The organism is Pseudomonas sp. 1152_12, assembly GCF_052850675.1.
Genome location: NZ_VXCW01000003.1, coordinates 89,591 through 102,256 on the forward strand (window position 1 = coordinate 89,591; position 12,666 = coordinate 102,256).

At 61.6% G+C, this 12,666-nt stretch carries 12 protein-coding genes; 7 read left to right on the forward strand and 5 right to left on the reverse strand.

The features are described from left to right. The first annotated feature begins 9 nt into the window (after positions 1 to 9). A complete protein-coding gene (gene choX, locus FW764_RS05845) occupies positions 10 to 924 on the forward strand; it encodes a choline ABC transporter substrate-binding protein (protein ID WP_446433155.1) in 915 nt (304 codons plus the stop codon). 171 nt (positions 925 to 1,095) lie between these two features. Then, positions 1,096 to 2,664, forward strand: coding sequence for a SulP family inorganic anion transporter (locus FW764_RS05850; protein ID WP_446433156.1), 1,569 nt, complete (start codon positions 1,096 to 1,098; stop codon positions 2,662 to 2,664). Between the two features lie 43 nt (positions 2,665 to 2,707). On the opposite strand, the gene aroE is transcribed toward FW764_RS05850, so the two are convergent. Both aroE and hemF read right to left on the reverse strand, forming a co-directional pair. Beyond that, positions 2,708 to 3,526: a shikimate dehydrogenase gene (gene aroE / locus FW764_RS05855; protein ID WP_446433157.1), complete on the reverse strand. Its 819-nt coding sequence runs from the start codon at positions 3,524 to 3,526 to the stop codon at positions 2,708 to 2,710. Beyond that, positions 3,526 to 4,458: an oxygen-dependent coproporphyrinogen oxidase gene (gene hemF, locus FW764_RS05860; RefSeq protein ID WP_446433158.1), complete on the reverse strand. Its 933-nt coding sequence runs from the start codon at positions 4,456 to 4,458 to the stop codon at positions 3,526 to 3,528. The genes aroE and hemF overlap by 1 nt, the downstream gene beginning before the upstream one ends. Positions 4,459 to 4,618: 160 nt before the next feature. Here hemF and FW764_RS05865 point away from each other — a divergent pair, with 160 nt between their 5' ends. Further along, positions 4,619 to 5,596 (forward strand): quinone oxidoreductase family protein, encoded by a 978-nt coding sequence (locus tag FW764_RS05865; protein ID WP_446433159.1) that lies wholly within the window; start codon positions 4,619 to 4,621, stop codon positions 5,594 to 5,596. Positions 5,597 to 5,729: 133 nt separating this feature from the next. On the opposite strand, the gene FW764_RS05870 is transcribed toward FW764_RS05865, so the two are convergent. The 3 genes from FW764_RS05870 to FW764_RS05880 all read right to left on the reverse strand — a co-directional run bounded on the left by FW764_RS05870 (position 5,730) and on the right by FW764_RS05880 (position 8,267). Then, positions 5,730 to 6,287: an L-threonylcarbamoyladenylate synthase gene (locus FW764_RS05870; RefSeq protein WP_083355973.1), complete on the reverse strand. Its 558-nt coding sequence runs from the start codon at positions 6,285 to 6,287 to the stop codon at positions 5,730 to 5,732. 54 nt (positions 6,288 to 6,341) lie between these two features. Next, positions 6,342 to 7,436: a DNA-processing protein DprA gene (dprA, locus tag FW764_RS05875; RefSeq protein ID WP_446433160.1), complete on the reverse strand. Its 1,095-nt coding sequence runs from the start codon at positions 7,434 to 7,436 to the stop codon at positions 6,342 to 6,344. Between the two features lie 63 nt (positions 7,437 to 7,499). Further along, positions 7,500 to 8,267: a peptidoglycan-binding protein gene (locus FW764_RS05880; RefSeq protein ID WP_446433161.1), complete on the reverse strand. Its 768-nt coding sequence runs from the start codon at positions 8,265 to 8,267 to the stop codon at positions 7,500 to 7,502. Positions 8,268 to 8,402: 135 nt separating this feature from the next. On the opposite strand from FW764_RS05880, the gene def reads away from it, so the two are divergent. From def to trkA, 4 genes are all read left to right on the forward strand, one after another. Further along, the gene (def, locus tag FW764_RS05885) at positions 8,403 to 8,909 is read left to right on the forward strand and encodes a peptide deformylase (RefSeq protein WP_446433162.1); all 507 of its coding nucleotides are present in this window, start codon (positions 8,403 to 8,405) and stop codon (positions 8,907 to 8,909) included. Between the two features lie 69 nt (positions 8,910 to 8,978). Beyond that, positions 8,979 to 9,932, forward strand: a complete 954-nt coding sequence (gene fmt, locus FW764_RS05890; RefSeq protein WP_446433163.1) for a methionyl-tRNA formyltransferase — start codon at positions 8,979 to 8,981, stop codon at positions 9,930 to 9,932. Further along, positions 9,929 to 11,239 (forward strand): 16S rRNA (cytosine(967)-C(5))-methyltransferase RsmB, encoded by a 1,311-nt coding sequence (rsmB, locus tag FW764_RS05895; RefSeq protein ID WP_446433164.1) that lies wholly within the window; start codon positions 9,929 to 9,931, stop codon positions 11,237 to 11,239. Before fmt ends, rsmB begins: the two co-directional genes overlap by 4 nt. Before the next feature lie 22 nt (positions 11,240 to 11,261). Further along, positions 11,262 to 12,635: a Trk system potassium transporter TrkA gene (gene trkA / locus FW764_RS05900; RefSeq protein ID WP_083355979.1), complete on the forward strand. Its 1,374-nt coding sequence runs from the start codon at positions 11,262 to 11,264 to the stop codon at positions 12,633 to 12,635. The last annotated feature ends 31 nt before the right edge of the window (positions 12,636 to 12,666 follow it).

Consider the following 12,666-nt stretch of genomic DNA (forward strand, 5'->3'; position numbering starts at 1 on the left):
GGGAAGGCCATGCAAAAGTTGACTGTAGTGTTGGGCATGCTGGTGCTGACTAGCGCCAATGTGTACGCGGACTCCCGCTGTGACACGGTGAAGATGGCAAATCCCGGCTGGAGCGATATCGCCGCCACCAATGCCATCACCGGTTTTCTGTTGAACGGCATGGGCTACAAGGCGAAGGTTGACACCCTGGCGGTGCCGATCACGTTTGGCGGGCTCAAGGACGGCCAGGTGGATGTGTTCCTGGGCAACTGGATGCCGGCGCAGCAGGGCTTCTATGACAAGTTCGTGGCTAACGGTGACGTGGTGCAACTGGCGAAAAACCTCGACGGCACCGAGTTCACCCTCGCCGTGCCGGACTACGTGTGGGACGCGGGGGTGCACGACTTCGCCGACCTGAACAAATTTGCCGATAAGTTCGATAAGAAGATATACGGCATCGGCTCCGGCGCGCCGGCGAATATCTCGCTGCAGGAGATCATCAAGAAGAACGACTTCGACCTCGGCCAGTGGAAGCTGATCGAGTCGAGTGAGCAGGCGATGCTGGCCGAGGTGTCGCGGGCGGTTAAGAAACAGAAATTCGTGACCTTCCTCGGCTGGACGCCGCACCCGATGAACGTGCAGTTGAAAATGCATTACCTCAAAGGCGGCGAGAAGTACTTCGGCGACACCGGCAGCGTGTATACCTTGACCCGCAAGGGTTATGCACAGGCCTGCCCGAATGTCGGCAAACTGCTGACCAACCTGAGCTTCACCCAGGACATGGAGAACAGCATCATGGCCGAGGTGGTCAACAACAAGGTCAGCAATGCCGATGCGGCGAAGGCGTGGATCAAGGCGAATCCGGCGGTGCTGGACAAGTGGCTCGATGGCGTAAAAACCGTGGATGGCCAGGATGCGTTGGCGGCAGTAAAAGCCAAGCTCTAATCCCCGAAATCGATTCTGTGGGAACTCGCTTTTGTGGGAGCTGGCTCGCCTGCGATGCAGACGACTCGGTCTATCAGTTAGACCAAGATGATCCTATCGCAGGCAAGCCAGCGCCCACAGAGGTCGGTGTGTACTGATATTCTGAGCCAACCCTTCAAACCCGAGCCTGCGATGCCCCGGCCCAACCGCCATACACTCTTCCCTTTCCTCGCCTGGCTGCCGCGCCAAACCCGCGCCAGCGTCGGCCGGGACGCGATGGTCGGCCTCAGCGGCGCTGTGCTCGCCCTGCCGCAGTCGATTGCCTACGCGCTGATCGCCGGTCTCCCACCCGAATACGGCTTGTACGCCGCCATCATTCCCGTATTGATCGCCTGCCTCTGGGGTTCCTCCTGGCACCTGATCTGCGGCCCGACGGCGGCGATTTCCATCGTGCTCTACGCCAGCGTCAGCCCCTTGGCCGTGCCTGGGTCGCAGGACTACATCACGTTGATCCTGTTACTGACCTTTCTCGCCGGGGTTTTCCAGTGGCTGTTGGGGATGCTGCGCTTCGGCGCGCTGGTGAATTTCGTCTCCCATTCGGTGGTACTGGGGTTCACCTTAGGCGCCGCCGTGGTGATTGCCTTGGGGCAACTGCCCAACCTGTTGGGGCTGGATTTGCCAAGCCAAGCCACAGCAATCAAAAGTTTGCTGGCGCTTATCGATCACTGTGGCGAGTGGGACCATGCCTCGCTCGCCCTCGGTTTAAGCACCTTACTGATGGGCGCGTTGCTCAAGTACCGGGTGCCACGCTGGCCAACGTTGTTAATTGCTCTGGCGTTGAGCAGCGTGCTGGCGTGGCTGTGGCCGGCGATGTTCGGGCATGTGGCGCGGGTCAGTTCGTTTGTGGGCAAGCTGCCGCCGTTCAGCCCATTGCCGATGGACCTGGACATGCTCCTGCGCCTGCTGCCGAGTGCCGTGGCAGTGGGCATGCTGGGGCTGGTGACCAGCCTGTCGATTGCGCGCTCGCTGTCGGCGCGCTCGCAGCAATTGCTCGACGCCAATCAGGAAGTGCGTGCGCAAGGTTTATCCAATATCGTCGGCGGTTTTTTCTCCGGCTACCTGTCAGCCGGTTCCTTTACCCGCTCAGGCCTGAGCTATGAGGCGGGCGCATGCTCACCCTTGGCGGGCGTGTTTTCTGCCTTGTGGGTGGCGCTGTTTGCGCTGTTCGGCGCAGCGTTGATCGCGCACATTCCACTCCCCAGCATGGCGGCGAGCATCCTGCTGATTTGCTGGGGCCTGGTGGATCATCGTGGCATTCGCGCGTTGTTGCGCGTGAGTCGCGCCGAGTTTGTGGTGATGAGCCTGACGTGCGTCGCCACCTTGCTGCTGGAGCTGCAAACAGCGATTTACGCCGGGGTGCTGGCCTCGCTGTTTTTCTACCTCAAGCGTACCTCGCAACCGCGCGTGCAACAGTGGCGTGATGACGACGAGGATGTGTTGCGGGTGGGCGGCTCGATCTTTTTTGGCGCCAGCCATTACCTACAAGTGCGCCTGCAAAGCTTGCAGGGCGAGCGGGTGGTGATTGAGGCGCAGCAGATCAACTTTATCGACTATTCCGGGGTGGAGATGCTGCATCAGGAGGCGCGGCGGTTGCGGGCCGTAGGGCGCAGTCTGATAGTGCGCAGGGCGAGACCACACGTCGTTGAAGAATTGAAGAAGCTGGAAGGGGCCGACAACTGCCCCATCCATTTCGAAGACTAAATGCAGCTCGCACATTTTGACCGTGCCCACATTTGGATTTGTGTCAGGCCAACTGGCGACGCAACTCAGCCAACACCGGCGCCGAATCCGGGCGCACACCACGCCATAGGAAGAACGCTTCCGCCGCCTGTTCCACGAGCATACCCAAACCATCCATCGCCACGGCTGCGCCTTGCTCTGTAGCCCAGCGGCAGAACGCCGTGGGCTCTTTGGCGTACATCATGTCGTAGCAGAACGTCTTACCCGGCTCGATCAGGCTGCCGGCAATCGGCGGTACATCACCTGAAAGGCTGGCGGACGTGGCATTGATAATCAGGTCCACCGGCTCACGCAGCCAGTCGAAACCGCTGGCCGACACCGGGCCCAGGTCGTCGAACAGCTCGGCGAGCAATTCGGCCTTTTCTACGGTGCGGTTGGCAATGATCAGCGACGCCGGCTGCTCGGCGAGCATCGGCTCCAGCGCCCCGCGTACCGCGCCACCGGCGCCCAGCAACAGAATGCGTTTGCCTTGCAGGCTCAACCCGGCATTCACCTTCAGGTCGCGCACCAGGCCGGCACCATCGGTGTTGTCACCCAGCAACGTGCCATCGGCCAACTTGCTCAAGGTATTCACCGCCCCGGCACGCTGGGCGCGTTCGGTCAGGCTGTTGGCCAAACGGTAGGCGTCTTCCTTGAACGGCACGGTGACGTTGGCGCCACGACCTTGCTGAAAGAACTCACGGGCACAGCCGGTGAAATCTTCCATCGGCGCGAGCAAGGTGCTGTAGTCCAGTTGCTCGCCGGTCTGCTCGGCAAACATGCGATGAATCAGCGGCGACTTGCTGTGGCCGATGGGGTTGCCGAACACGACATAACGGTCCATCAGACAGCCGCCTTGGGCGCCGCGAGGCCGAGCCAGTCGCGGTCTTGCAGGAAGTAATCGGTGAGGCGCGCCTCTTCGCTGCCAGCCTCGGCTTTCCAGTCGTAGCTCCAGCGCACTTGCGGCGGCAGCGACATCAGGATCGACTCAGTGCGCCCGCCCGATTGCAGGCCGAACAGGGTGCCACGGTCGTAGACGAGGTTGAACTCGACATAGCGCCCACGGCGGAACTCCTGGAATTGGCGCTGCTGTTCGGTGTAAGCCATGGCCTTGCGGCGCTGCACGATCGGCAGGTAGGCGTCGATGTAGGCGTCGCCGATGGCGCGGATGAAGGCGAAGCAGGTATCGAAGCCCCACTCGTTCAAGTCATCGAAGAACAGGCCGCCGATGCCGCGTGGCTCATTGCGATGTTTGATGTGGAAGTAGGTGTCGCACCAGGCCTTGTAGCGCGAGTACACATCCGCGCCGAACGGCGCACAGGCCTGCTCGGCCACGCGGTGCCAATGGATACAGTCTTCTTCATTGGCGTAGTAAGGCGTGAGGTCGAAGCCACCACCGAACCACCACACCGGCTCTTCGCCTTCTTTTTCGGCGATGAAAAAGCGCACGTTGGCGTGGGACGTCGGCACATGGGGGTTGTGTGGGTGGATCACCAGCGACACGCCTAGGGCTTCAAACCCACGGCCGGCCAGCTCAGGACGATGCGCGCTGGCGGACGGTGGGAGGCCGCTGCCGAACACGTGGGAAAAGTTAACGCCGCCTTTTTCGATGACCGTGCCGTTTTCGATCACACGGGTGCGACCGCCACCGCCGGCAGGCCGGATCCAGGCGTCTTCGATAAAGCGAGTGTCCGTCTCGAAGGTTTCCAGGGCGCTGCAAATGCGGTCTTGCAGGTCGAGCAGGTAGGCTTTAACAGCCTCGGTGCGGGTAGTCATGGCATCACCTTGAATCGGGCAAAGCTACGCGAGGCCATTGGGCGTCGGCGGCAAATGGGCGCACAGGATACCACCGCACCCCGTTGCGCCGCAGTTGACGAAGATCAAGCTTAGGAGTCCGATAGTGGGCTACCCATGTTCGACCTCAGGAGAAGTGTAGATGGCCAAACGTATCCAGTTCAGTGCCCATGGCGGCCCCGAAGTGCTTGAGTATGTGGACTGCACCCCGGCAGAACCTGGCCCGCAGCAGGTTCGCGTGCGCAACGAGGCCATCGGCCTGAACTTCATCGACACTTATTTCCGCAGTGGCCTTTATGCACCGCCCGCGCTGCCATCGGGCTTGGGCGCCGAAGGTGCCGGCGTGGTTGACGCGGTGGGCAGCGAGGTCACGCAATTCAAAGTCGGCGACCGTGTGGCCTACGGCAGCGGCCCGCTGGGTGCCTACAGCGAGCTGCATGTGTTGCCCGCCGCCAATCTGGTGCACTTGCCGGACGATATCAGTTTCGAACAAGCCGCCGGCGCGATGCTCAAGGGCCTGACCGTGCAGTACCTGCTGCGCCAGACCTATGAATTGAAGGGCGGCGAAACCATCCTGTTCCACGCCGCGGCTGGTGGCGTCGGTTCGCTGGCCTGCCAATGGGCCAAGGCCTTGGGCGTGAAGCTCATCGGCACGGTGAGTTCGCCGGAAAAAGCCGCGCTGGCCAAATCCCTCGGAGCGTGGGAAACCATCGACTACAGCAAGGAAGACGTCGCACAACGCGTACTGGAGTTGACCGACGGCAAAAAGGTGCCGGTGGTGTACGACGGCGTCGGCAAGGACACTTGGCTGACCTCGCTGGACAGCGTGGCGCCACGTGGGCTGGTGGTGAGCTTCGGGAATGCGTCGGGCGCGGTGGATGGCGTGAACCTGGGGATTCTGGCGGCCAAGGGCTCGCTGTATGTCACCCGGCCGACTTTGGTGACCTACGCCAGCAATCCGAAGGATTTGCAGGCGATGGCCGATGACCTGTTCTCGATGATCAAGAGCGGCAAGGTGCGCATTGATATCAACCAGCGGTTTTCGCTGGCGGATGCGGCGAAGGCGCAGACCGAGTTGTCGGCGCGGCGGACTACTGGGTCGACCATCCTCCTGCCATAAAGGCTTAAGACAGTTGTTGATTTGAAGGGCCCCATCGCGGGCGAGCCCGCTCCCATATTTTGGCCGTGTTCCTTAAGTTGGAATGCAGTCGAATGTGGGAGCCGGGCTTGCCCGCGATGGCCGCGCCTCGGTCTCAAGAAGGCCGCACCACCTCACCCGTCGCCAAATCGCGAATCAGGCTCGGGTTCTTGCGCCCACCCAGGGCACCGCCCAACACCCGATCAACCTGACCACGGAAATACTGCTCAACGCGAATCCGCGTGCGCGCAGCCGGGCGCCCTTGTGGGTTGGCCGAGGTGGAAATCAGCGGCCCGACCAGCGAGCACAGATCCCGCACCAGCGGATGATCGCTCACCCGTAATGCCACCGTATCGTGCACACCGGTTACCCACTCAGGCAGCAAGTCCTGATGAGGCACCAGCCAGGTATTCGGCCCGGGCCAGGTGCTGGCCATGCGTTCGATCCAGGTGTCCGGGAAGTCTTCAAAGAGAAAATCGAACTGGCGAATATTGTCCGCCACCAGGATCAGGCCCTTGTCCACCGACCGATTCTTGATCGCCAACAGCCGGTCCACCGCTTCTTCGTTCCACGGGTCACAGCCAAGGCCCCAGACCGCTTCGGTCGGATAGGCGATCACCGCGCCTGCGCGAATTTCTCGTGCGGTTTCCAGCACACGCCACCTGTTGACCATTGCTCACTCTCCGGACTAAAGCTCTGCGCAGTTTACCGATCTTCTTTACAAAACCTAGCAGCGCGCAAGCCAGCGCCCGCTTTCGCAAATCACCTGGCCTTCAAGTTCAAGCTCGGTAAGGGTCGCCAGCACTTGGGACAAAGGTCGCCCACTGGCAATGGCCAAGGCTTCACTGGTGTGCGGCGCCGCGTGCAGCAGCGCCACCAACGGGTGAGTGACCGGCATGGGCGTCGAGTGGGACAGCGCCTGCCAGCCGCGTAACCCTTCCAGAATATGCTCAATGGACTCCACCAGTGTTGCGCCATCACGGATCAACTGGTGACAGCCCTTGGCGCCTGGATGATGGATGGAGCCCGGGATCGCATACACCTCTCGCCCTTGCTCAGCCGCCAATCGCGCGGTGATCAGCGAACCGCTGGCCATGCTGGCTTCCACCACCAGCACGCCCAATGACAGGCCACTGATGATCCGGTTGCGCCGGGGGAAGTTCGCAGCCTGGGGCGCAGCGTCTAGCGCAAACTCGGAAACCACCGCACTGCCTTGGGCAATCATCGCGGCGGCGAGCGTTCGGTGGCGCTGTGGATAACAGTTTTCAAGTCCGGTGCCGAGCACGCCGATTGTTTGACCACCGACGTCCAGGGCTGCCTGATGCGCCGCGCCATCTATGCCCAACGCGAGGCCACTGGTGATGACAAAACCGGCACTCGCCAGGCTGCGGGAAAAAGCGGCTGCAGTGTCCATGCCGGGGCGCGAAGCACGGCGGCTGCCAACCATGGCCAACTGCGGTTTTTCCAGGATTTTCGGGTCGCCGGCGACGAATAACAACGGCGGCGCGTCGTCGATCTGGGCGAGCAAGGCAGGGTACTCAGGCTGGTCCCACATCAGCAAATGCTGAGCCGGATGCTCCAACCACGCCAAAGCTTGAGCGGCACCATCACGTATTTCAGGGCTACGCCGAGCATCGGCGCTACTGGCCGGCAACCCGAGGGAACGCCAAGCACTCGCAGGGGCGCTGATGGCCTTTGAAGCAGACCCAAACGCCTCGATCAACACACCAAAACGCTTGGGGCCTAGTTCCGGCAGCCTGTGCAACCGTAGTCGAGCTTCCAGTTCTGACGGGGAAATTTCGCTGCTGTTTATCGGATACATTTGATCATCCTTGACCGGAATAAGCTGTGGATAACTCTGTTGGTAACTTATTTAGCAGGCTATTTATTGTGTTTGTTGGGCAGTCTCGAATCGGTCCATTACGGCCAAAGCACGTGAGGCGCTGAGCACCAGGCCGTAACTGAGCTTTTCATAGGTACGAAACACCAGCAGAGTGCCGGCGCGTTCGTCGGGGAGTTGGGTTGGGGCGCCAGTGAGGGTGTCGCGTACGCTGGCGCCCGCTTTGATCACGGACAACAATTGGCCTTCAACCAACCCGTCGCGGCGGCCCTTATTCAAGGTCACGGCGTCCAGTGCGCCGATCTGGGTGACTCCTCTGGGAACGTCGATGATGTGCCCTTGAATAAAGGGTGCAGGTTTCAGGGTGGTCAGCTCGATAGGAGGCTCGGCGCGCAACAGTCGATCACCAGGACGTACTTCCTGGGTGGCCCGCTGCACCGCCAGGGTGGTGAGGTCGCCCGCCGTCACAAAGCGTGCGGTGCCAATGTCGTCGGCGTTGATGCCCAGTAGTTCCTGGGTGTCTGGGTCGGTGTAGGCCCTGCCGCGGCGAAAGATCCCATACTGTGGCTGGGCTGGGTCCAGGACGCCCCGTGCATACACACGCTCGCCGTTGGCGCCCAGCACTCGCCCCCCGTCGGCCGCGACAATGTAAGGCGCGTTGTCCAAATCCCGGGCGGTATCGAGAATGCGGTTGTGCAGTAAAAAGTGCTGGATAGCCTGTTGCGTCGCGTGTTCCTGCCGCTGGCCGGGCTGGGGAAGCAGGGCCGTGGCGAGCGGCGCCCAAAACAGCAAGACGAGTAGCGATTTCCTCATGGGGTGAATCTCCTTTATTATGTGCGTTCGCGTGAAATGCCATAGCCTTCGCGGCTTTCGAACCTTTCACACCGGCTGCCTGGGTCCATCCCACCGCCGATTTGCCTCTACCTCACATGTGCAGCAATTACGCTTATGGCTATTTTGAACATCCTCGAATTTCCCGACTCGCGCCTGCGCACGATCGCCAAACCGGTGGCCGTAGTGGACGACAAGGTTCGTCAGTTGGTCGATGACATGTTTGAAACAATGTATGAAGCTCCGGGTATCGGCCTCGCTGCGACCCAGGTCAACGTGCATCAGCGCGTCGTGGTCATGGACCTGTCGGAAGATCGCAGCGAACCGCGGGTGTTTATCAACCCCGAGTTCGAACCGCTGACCGATGAGATGGGCGAATATCAGGAAGGCTGCCTGTCGGTGCCGGAGTTCTACGAGAACGTCGAACGCCCGGTGCGCGTGAAGATCAAGGCGCTGGACCGTGATGGCCAGCCCTACGAGCTGATCGCCGATGGCCTGCTGGCGGTTTGCATCCAGCACGAATGCGACCACCTCAACGGCAAGCTGTTTGTTGATTACCTGTCCACGCTTAAACGCGACCGGATCAAGAAGAAGCTGGAAAAAAAGCATCGCCAGCAAGCTTGATGCCCTTCTTCCAAAGGCTTGCTGCGGCAAGCCTTTTTCTTTTGTGACTGTTTTTAACCGAGACCTCCCATGACCGAGCCACTGCGCATTGTTTTTGCCGGCACTCCCGAATTCGCTGCCGAACACCTCAAGGCGCTGCTTGCCAGCCCTTATGACATCGTCGCGGTGTACACCCAGCCGGATCGCCCGGCCGGTCGCGGGCAAAAACTGATGCCGAGCCCGGTCAAGCAGTTGGCGCTGGAGCACAACATTCCCGTGCTGCAACCGCCGACCCTGCGTAACGTCGAGGCTCAGGCAGAAATGGCTGCACTGAAGCCGGACCTGCTGGTGGTGGTGGCCTATGGCTTGATCCTGCCTCAGACCGTGTTGGATATCCCACGCCTGGGCTGCATCAACAGCCACGCTTCGCTGTTGCCGCGCTGGCGCGGTGCGGCGCCGATCCAGCGCGCCGTGGAAGCCGGTGACAGCGAAAGCGGTGTGACCGTGATGCGCATGGAGGCGGGTCTGGACACCGGCCCGATGCTGCTCAAAGTCACTACGCCGATCACGGGCGAAGATACCGGCGGCAGCCTGCACGACCGTCTCGCAGAGCTGGGCCCGCCTGCTGTAATCCAAGCCATCGCTGGCCTGGCTGCCGGAACCCTGGAAGGCGAAGAGCAGGACGACAGCCTCGCCACCTACGCCCACAAACTCAACAAAGACGAAGCGCGCATCGACTGGAGCCGCCCGGCCGTAGAGCTGGAGCGCCTGGTGCGCGCCTTCAACCCGTGGCCGATCGGCCACAGCACCCTCAGTGGCGAAGCCTTGAAAGTGTTGTCCGCCACCTTGGCTGACGGCAGAGGCGCTCCTGGCGAGATCATCGGCGCCAGCAAAGACGGCCTGCTGGTCGCCTGTGGTGAACAGGCGCTGCGCCTGACTCGTCTGCAATTGCCCGGAGGCAAAGCGCTAAACTTCAGCGATTTGTTCAACAGCCGCCGTGAGAAATTTGCGCTGGGCATGGTTCTCGGGGCGGTCGCTCAATGAACCCGCGTCTGGCCGCCGCAAAGGCCCTCGCCGCCGTCCTCAACGGCAAGGCTTCGCTGAACAGTTCGCTACCTACCCAGTTGGATAAAGTTGAGGACCGTGATCGCGGCTTCACCCAAGACCTGGCCTTTGGCACCGCCCGCTGGCAGCCACGTTTGTCGGCGTTGGCGGCCAAGTTGCTGCAAAAGCCTTTCAAAGCGGCGGATGCCGATGTGGAAGCCCTGCTGCTGGTCGGTCTTTATCAGTTGCTCTACACCCGCGTGCCGGCCCACGCCGCCATCGGTGAAACCGTCGGTTGTGCCGACAAACTGAAAAAGCCATGGGCCAAGGCCCTGCTCAACGCCGTGCTGCGCCGCGCCCAGCGCGAGAGCGAAGCGCTGCTGGCCGAGCTGGAACATGACCCGGTGGTACGCACCGCTCACCCGCGCTGGCTGCAAAAATCCCTGAAAGCCTTCTGGCCTGAGCAATGGGAAGCCATTTGCGCGGCGAACAATGCGCACCCACCGATGATTCTGCGGGTTAACCGTCGCCATCACAGCCGCGACGCCTACCTGCAATTGCTCATCGACGCCGGTATCAACGCCACACCGTGCGTATACAGCCCCGACGGCATCGTGCTGGAGGCGGCCACCGACGTACGCGCCTTGCCGGGCTTTGACGAAGGCTGGATCAGCGTGCAGGACGAAGCCGCGCAGCTGGCCGCCGACCTGCTCGACCTGGCGCCCGGCCAGCGCGTGCTCGACGCCTGTTGCGCACCGGGCGGTAAGACTTGTCACATTCTGGAAGTCGAAAAAGACCTCGCCGGTGTGGTGGCTGTCGACCTGGAAGCCAAACGCCTGGTGCGCGTGCGTGAAAACCTTGCTCGCCTGGGCCTGAGCGCCGAACTGATCGCCGCCGACGGCCGCGACACCGCCACTTGGTGGGATGGCAAACCCTTCCAGCGCATCCTGCTCGATGCGCCGTGTTCCGCCACCGGTGTGATCCGCCGCCACCCGGACATCAAGCTCACTCGCCAGCCCGACGACATCGCCGCCCTGGCCGTGCTGCAAGGCGAACTGCTCGACGCCCTGTGGCCAACCCTGGACGTCGGCGGCATCTTGCTCTACGCCACCTGCTCCACCTTGCCCACCGAGAATACCGAAGTAATCGAAGCATTCCTTGCCCGCACCAGCGGCGCACGCGAACTGGACCTCGCCACGGCGGCCGGCATCAAACAGCCCCATGGCCGCCAGTTGCTCGCACAGGAAGGCGGGCACGATGGCTTCTACTACGCCAAACTGATCAAGATTGCCGCCGCGCGCGGCTGAATGCGTTTAAGGGAGTGACCGGATGAAAATCATCATCCTTGGAGCAGGGCAGGTTGGCGGCACGCTGGCCGAACATTTGGCCAGTGAGGCCAACGACATCACCGTGGTCGATACCGATGCCGAACGCCTGCGCAACCTCGGTGACCGCCTGGACATCCGCACCGTACAAGGCCGCGCGTCATTCCCGACGGTGTTGCGCCAAGCCGGTGCCGACGATGCCGACATGCTGGTGGCGGTGACCAACAGTGACGAGACCAACATGGTCGCCTGCCAGGTCGCTCACACGCTGTTCCACACCCCGACCAAAATTGCCCGCGTACGTGAGGCGGCCTACCTGACCCGTGCAGGGCTTTTCGACAACGACGCGATTCCCGTGGACGTGCTGATCAGCCCTGAGCAAGTAGTGACCCACTACATCAAGCGCCTGATCGAAATTCCGGGGGCCTTGCAGGTGATCGACTTCGCCGAAGGCAAGGCGCAATTGGTCGCTGTAAAAGCCTATTACGGCGGCCCGCTGGTGGGCCAGCAATTGCGCCAGCTGCGTGAACACATGCCGAATGTGGAAACCCGCGTAGCGGCGATTTTCCGTCGCGACCGGCCGATCCTGCCTCAGGGCGATACGGTGATCGAAGCAGACGACGAAGTGTTTTTCATCGCCGCCAAAGCGAATATTCGCGCGGTGATGAGCGAAATGCGCCGGTTGGATGAGACTTACAAACGCATCGTCATCGCCGGCGGTGGGCAAATCGGCGAGCGTTTGGCCGAGGCCATCGAAAGCCGCTACCAAGTGAAGATCATCGAGATGAGCCCGGCACGTTGCCGGCATTTGTCCGACACCCTGGACAGCACCGTCGTACTGCAAGGCAGCGCCTCGGACCGCGACCTGTTGATGGAAGAGAACATCGCCGACGCCGATATCTTCCTGGCCCTGACCAACGATGACGAGGCCAACATCATGTCCTCGCTGTTAGCCAAGCGGCTGGGGGCGAAGAAGGTGATGACCATCATCAACAACCCGGCCTATGTCGACCTGATCCAGGGCGGCGATATCGACATCGCTATAAGCCCGCAGTTGGCCACCATCGGCACCTTGCTCGCCCACGTGCGCCGAGGCGATATCGTCAGCGTGCACTCCCTGCGCCGGGGCGCGGCGGAGGCCATCGAGGCGATTGCCCATGGCGATTCGAAGTCGAGCAAGGTCATTGGCAAGGCCATCCGCGATATCGGCCTGCCGCCGGGCACCACCATTGGTGCGATTATTCGTGACGAAGAGGTGATCATCGCCCATGACGACACCGTGATCGCCACGGGTGACCATGTGATCCTGTTTCTGGTGGATAAGAAACATATCCGCGATGTGGAGAAGCTGTTCCACGTGGGGTTGAGCTTCTTCTAAGTCGAGAATTTCCATTGTGGCGAGGGTGCTT

Bases quoted from the DNA above. Each gene is read 5' to 3' on its own strand.
- choX (WP_446433155.1), top strand. From the start codon at position 10: ATGCAAAAGTTGACTGTAGTGTTGGGCATGCTGGTGCTGACTAGCGCC.
- FW764_RS05850 (WP_446433156.1), top strand. From the start codon at position 1,096: ATGCCCCGGCCCAACCGCCATACACTCTTCCCTTTCCTCGCCTGGCTG.
- aroE (WP_446433157.1), bottom strand. From the start codon at position 3,526: ATGGACCGTTATGTCGTGTTCGGCAACCCCATCGGCCACAGCAAGTCG.
- hemF (WP_446433158.1), bottom strand. From the start codon at position 4,458: ATGACTACCCGCACCGAGGCTGTTAAAGCCTACCTGCTCGACCTGCAA.
- FW764_RS05865 (WP_446433159.1), top strand. From the start codon at position 4,619: ATGGCCAAACGTATCCAGTTCAGTGCCCATGGCGGCCCCGAAGTGCTT.
- FW764_RS05870 (WP_083355973.1), bottom strand. From the start codon at position 6,287: ATGGTCAACAGGTGGCGTGTGCTGGAAACCGCACGAGAAATTCGCGCA.
- dprA (WP_446433160.1), bottom strand. From the start codon at position 7,436: ATGTATCCGATAAACAGCAGCGAAATTTCCCCGTCAGAACTGGAAGCT.
- FW764_RS05880 (WP_446433161.1), bottom strand. From the start codon at position 8,267: ATGAGGAAATCGCTACTCGTCTTGCTGTTTTGGGCGCCGCTCGCCACG.
- def (WP_446433162.1), top strand. From the start codon at position 8,403: ATGGCTATTTTGAACATCCTCGAATTTCCCGACTCGCGCCTGCGCACG.
- fmt (WP_446433163.1), top strand. From the start codon at position 8,979: ATGACCGAGCCACTGCGCATTGTTTTTGCCGGCACTCCCGAATTCGCT.
- rsmB (WP_446433164.1), top strand. From the start codon at position 9,929: ATGAACCCGCGTCTGGCCGCCGCAAAGGCCCTCGCCGCCGTCCTCAAC.
- trkA (WP_083355979.1), top strand. From the start codon at position 11,262: ATGAAAATCATCATCCTTGGAGCAGGGCAGGTTGGCGGCACGCTGGCC.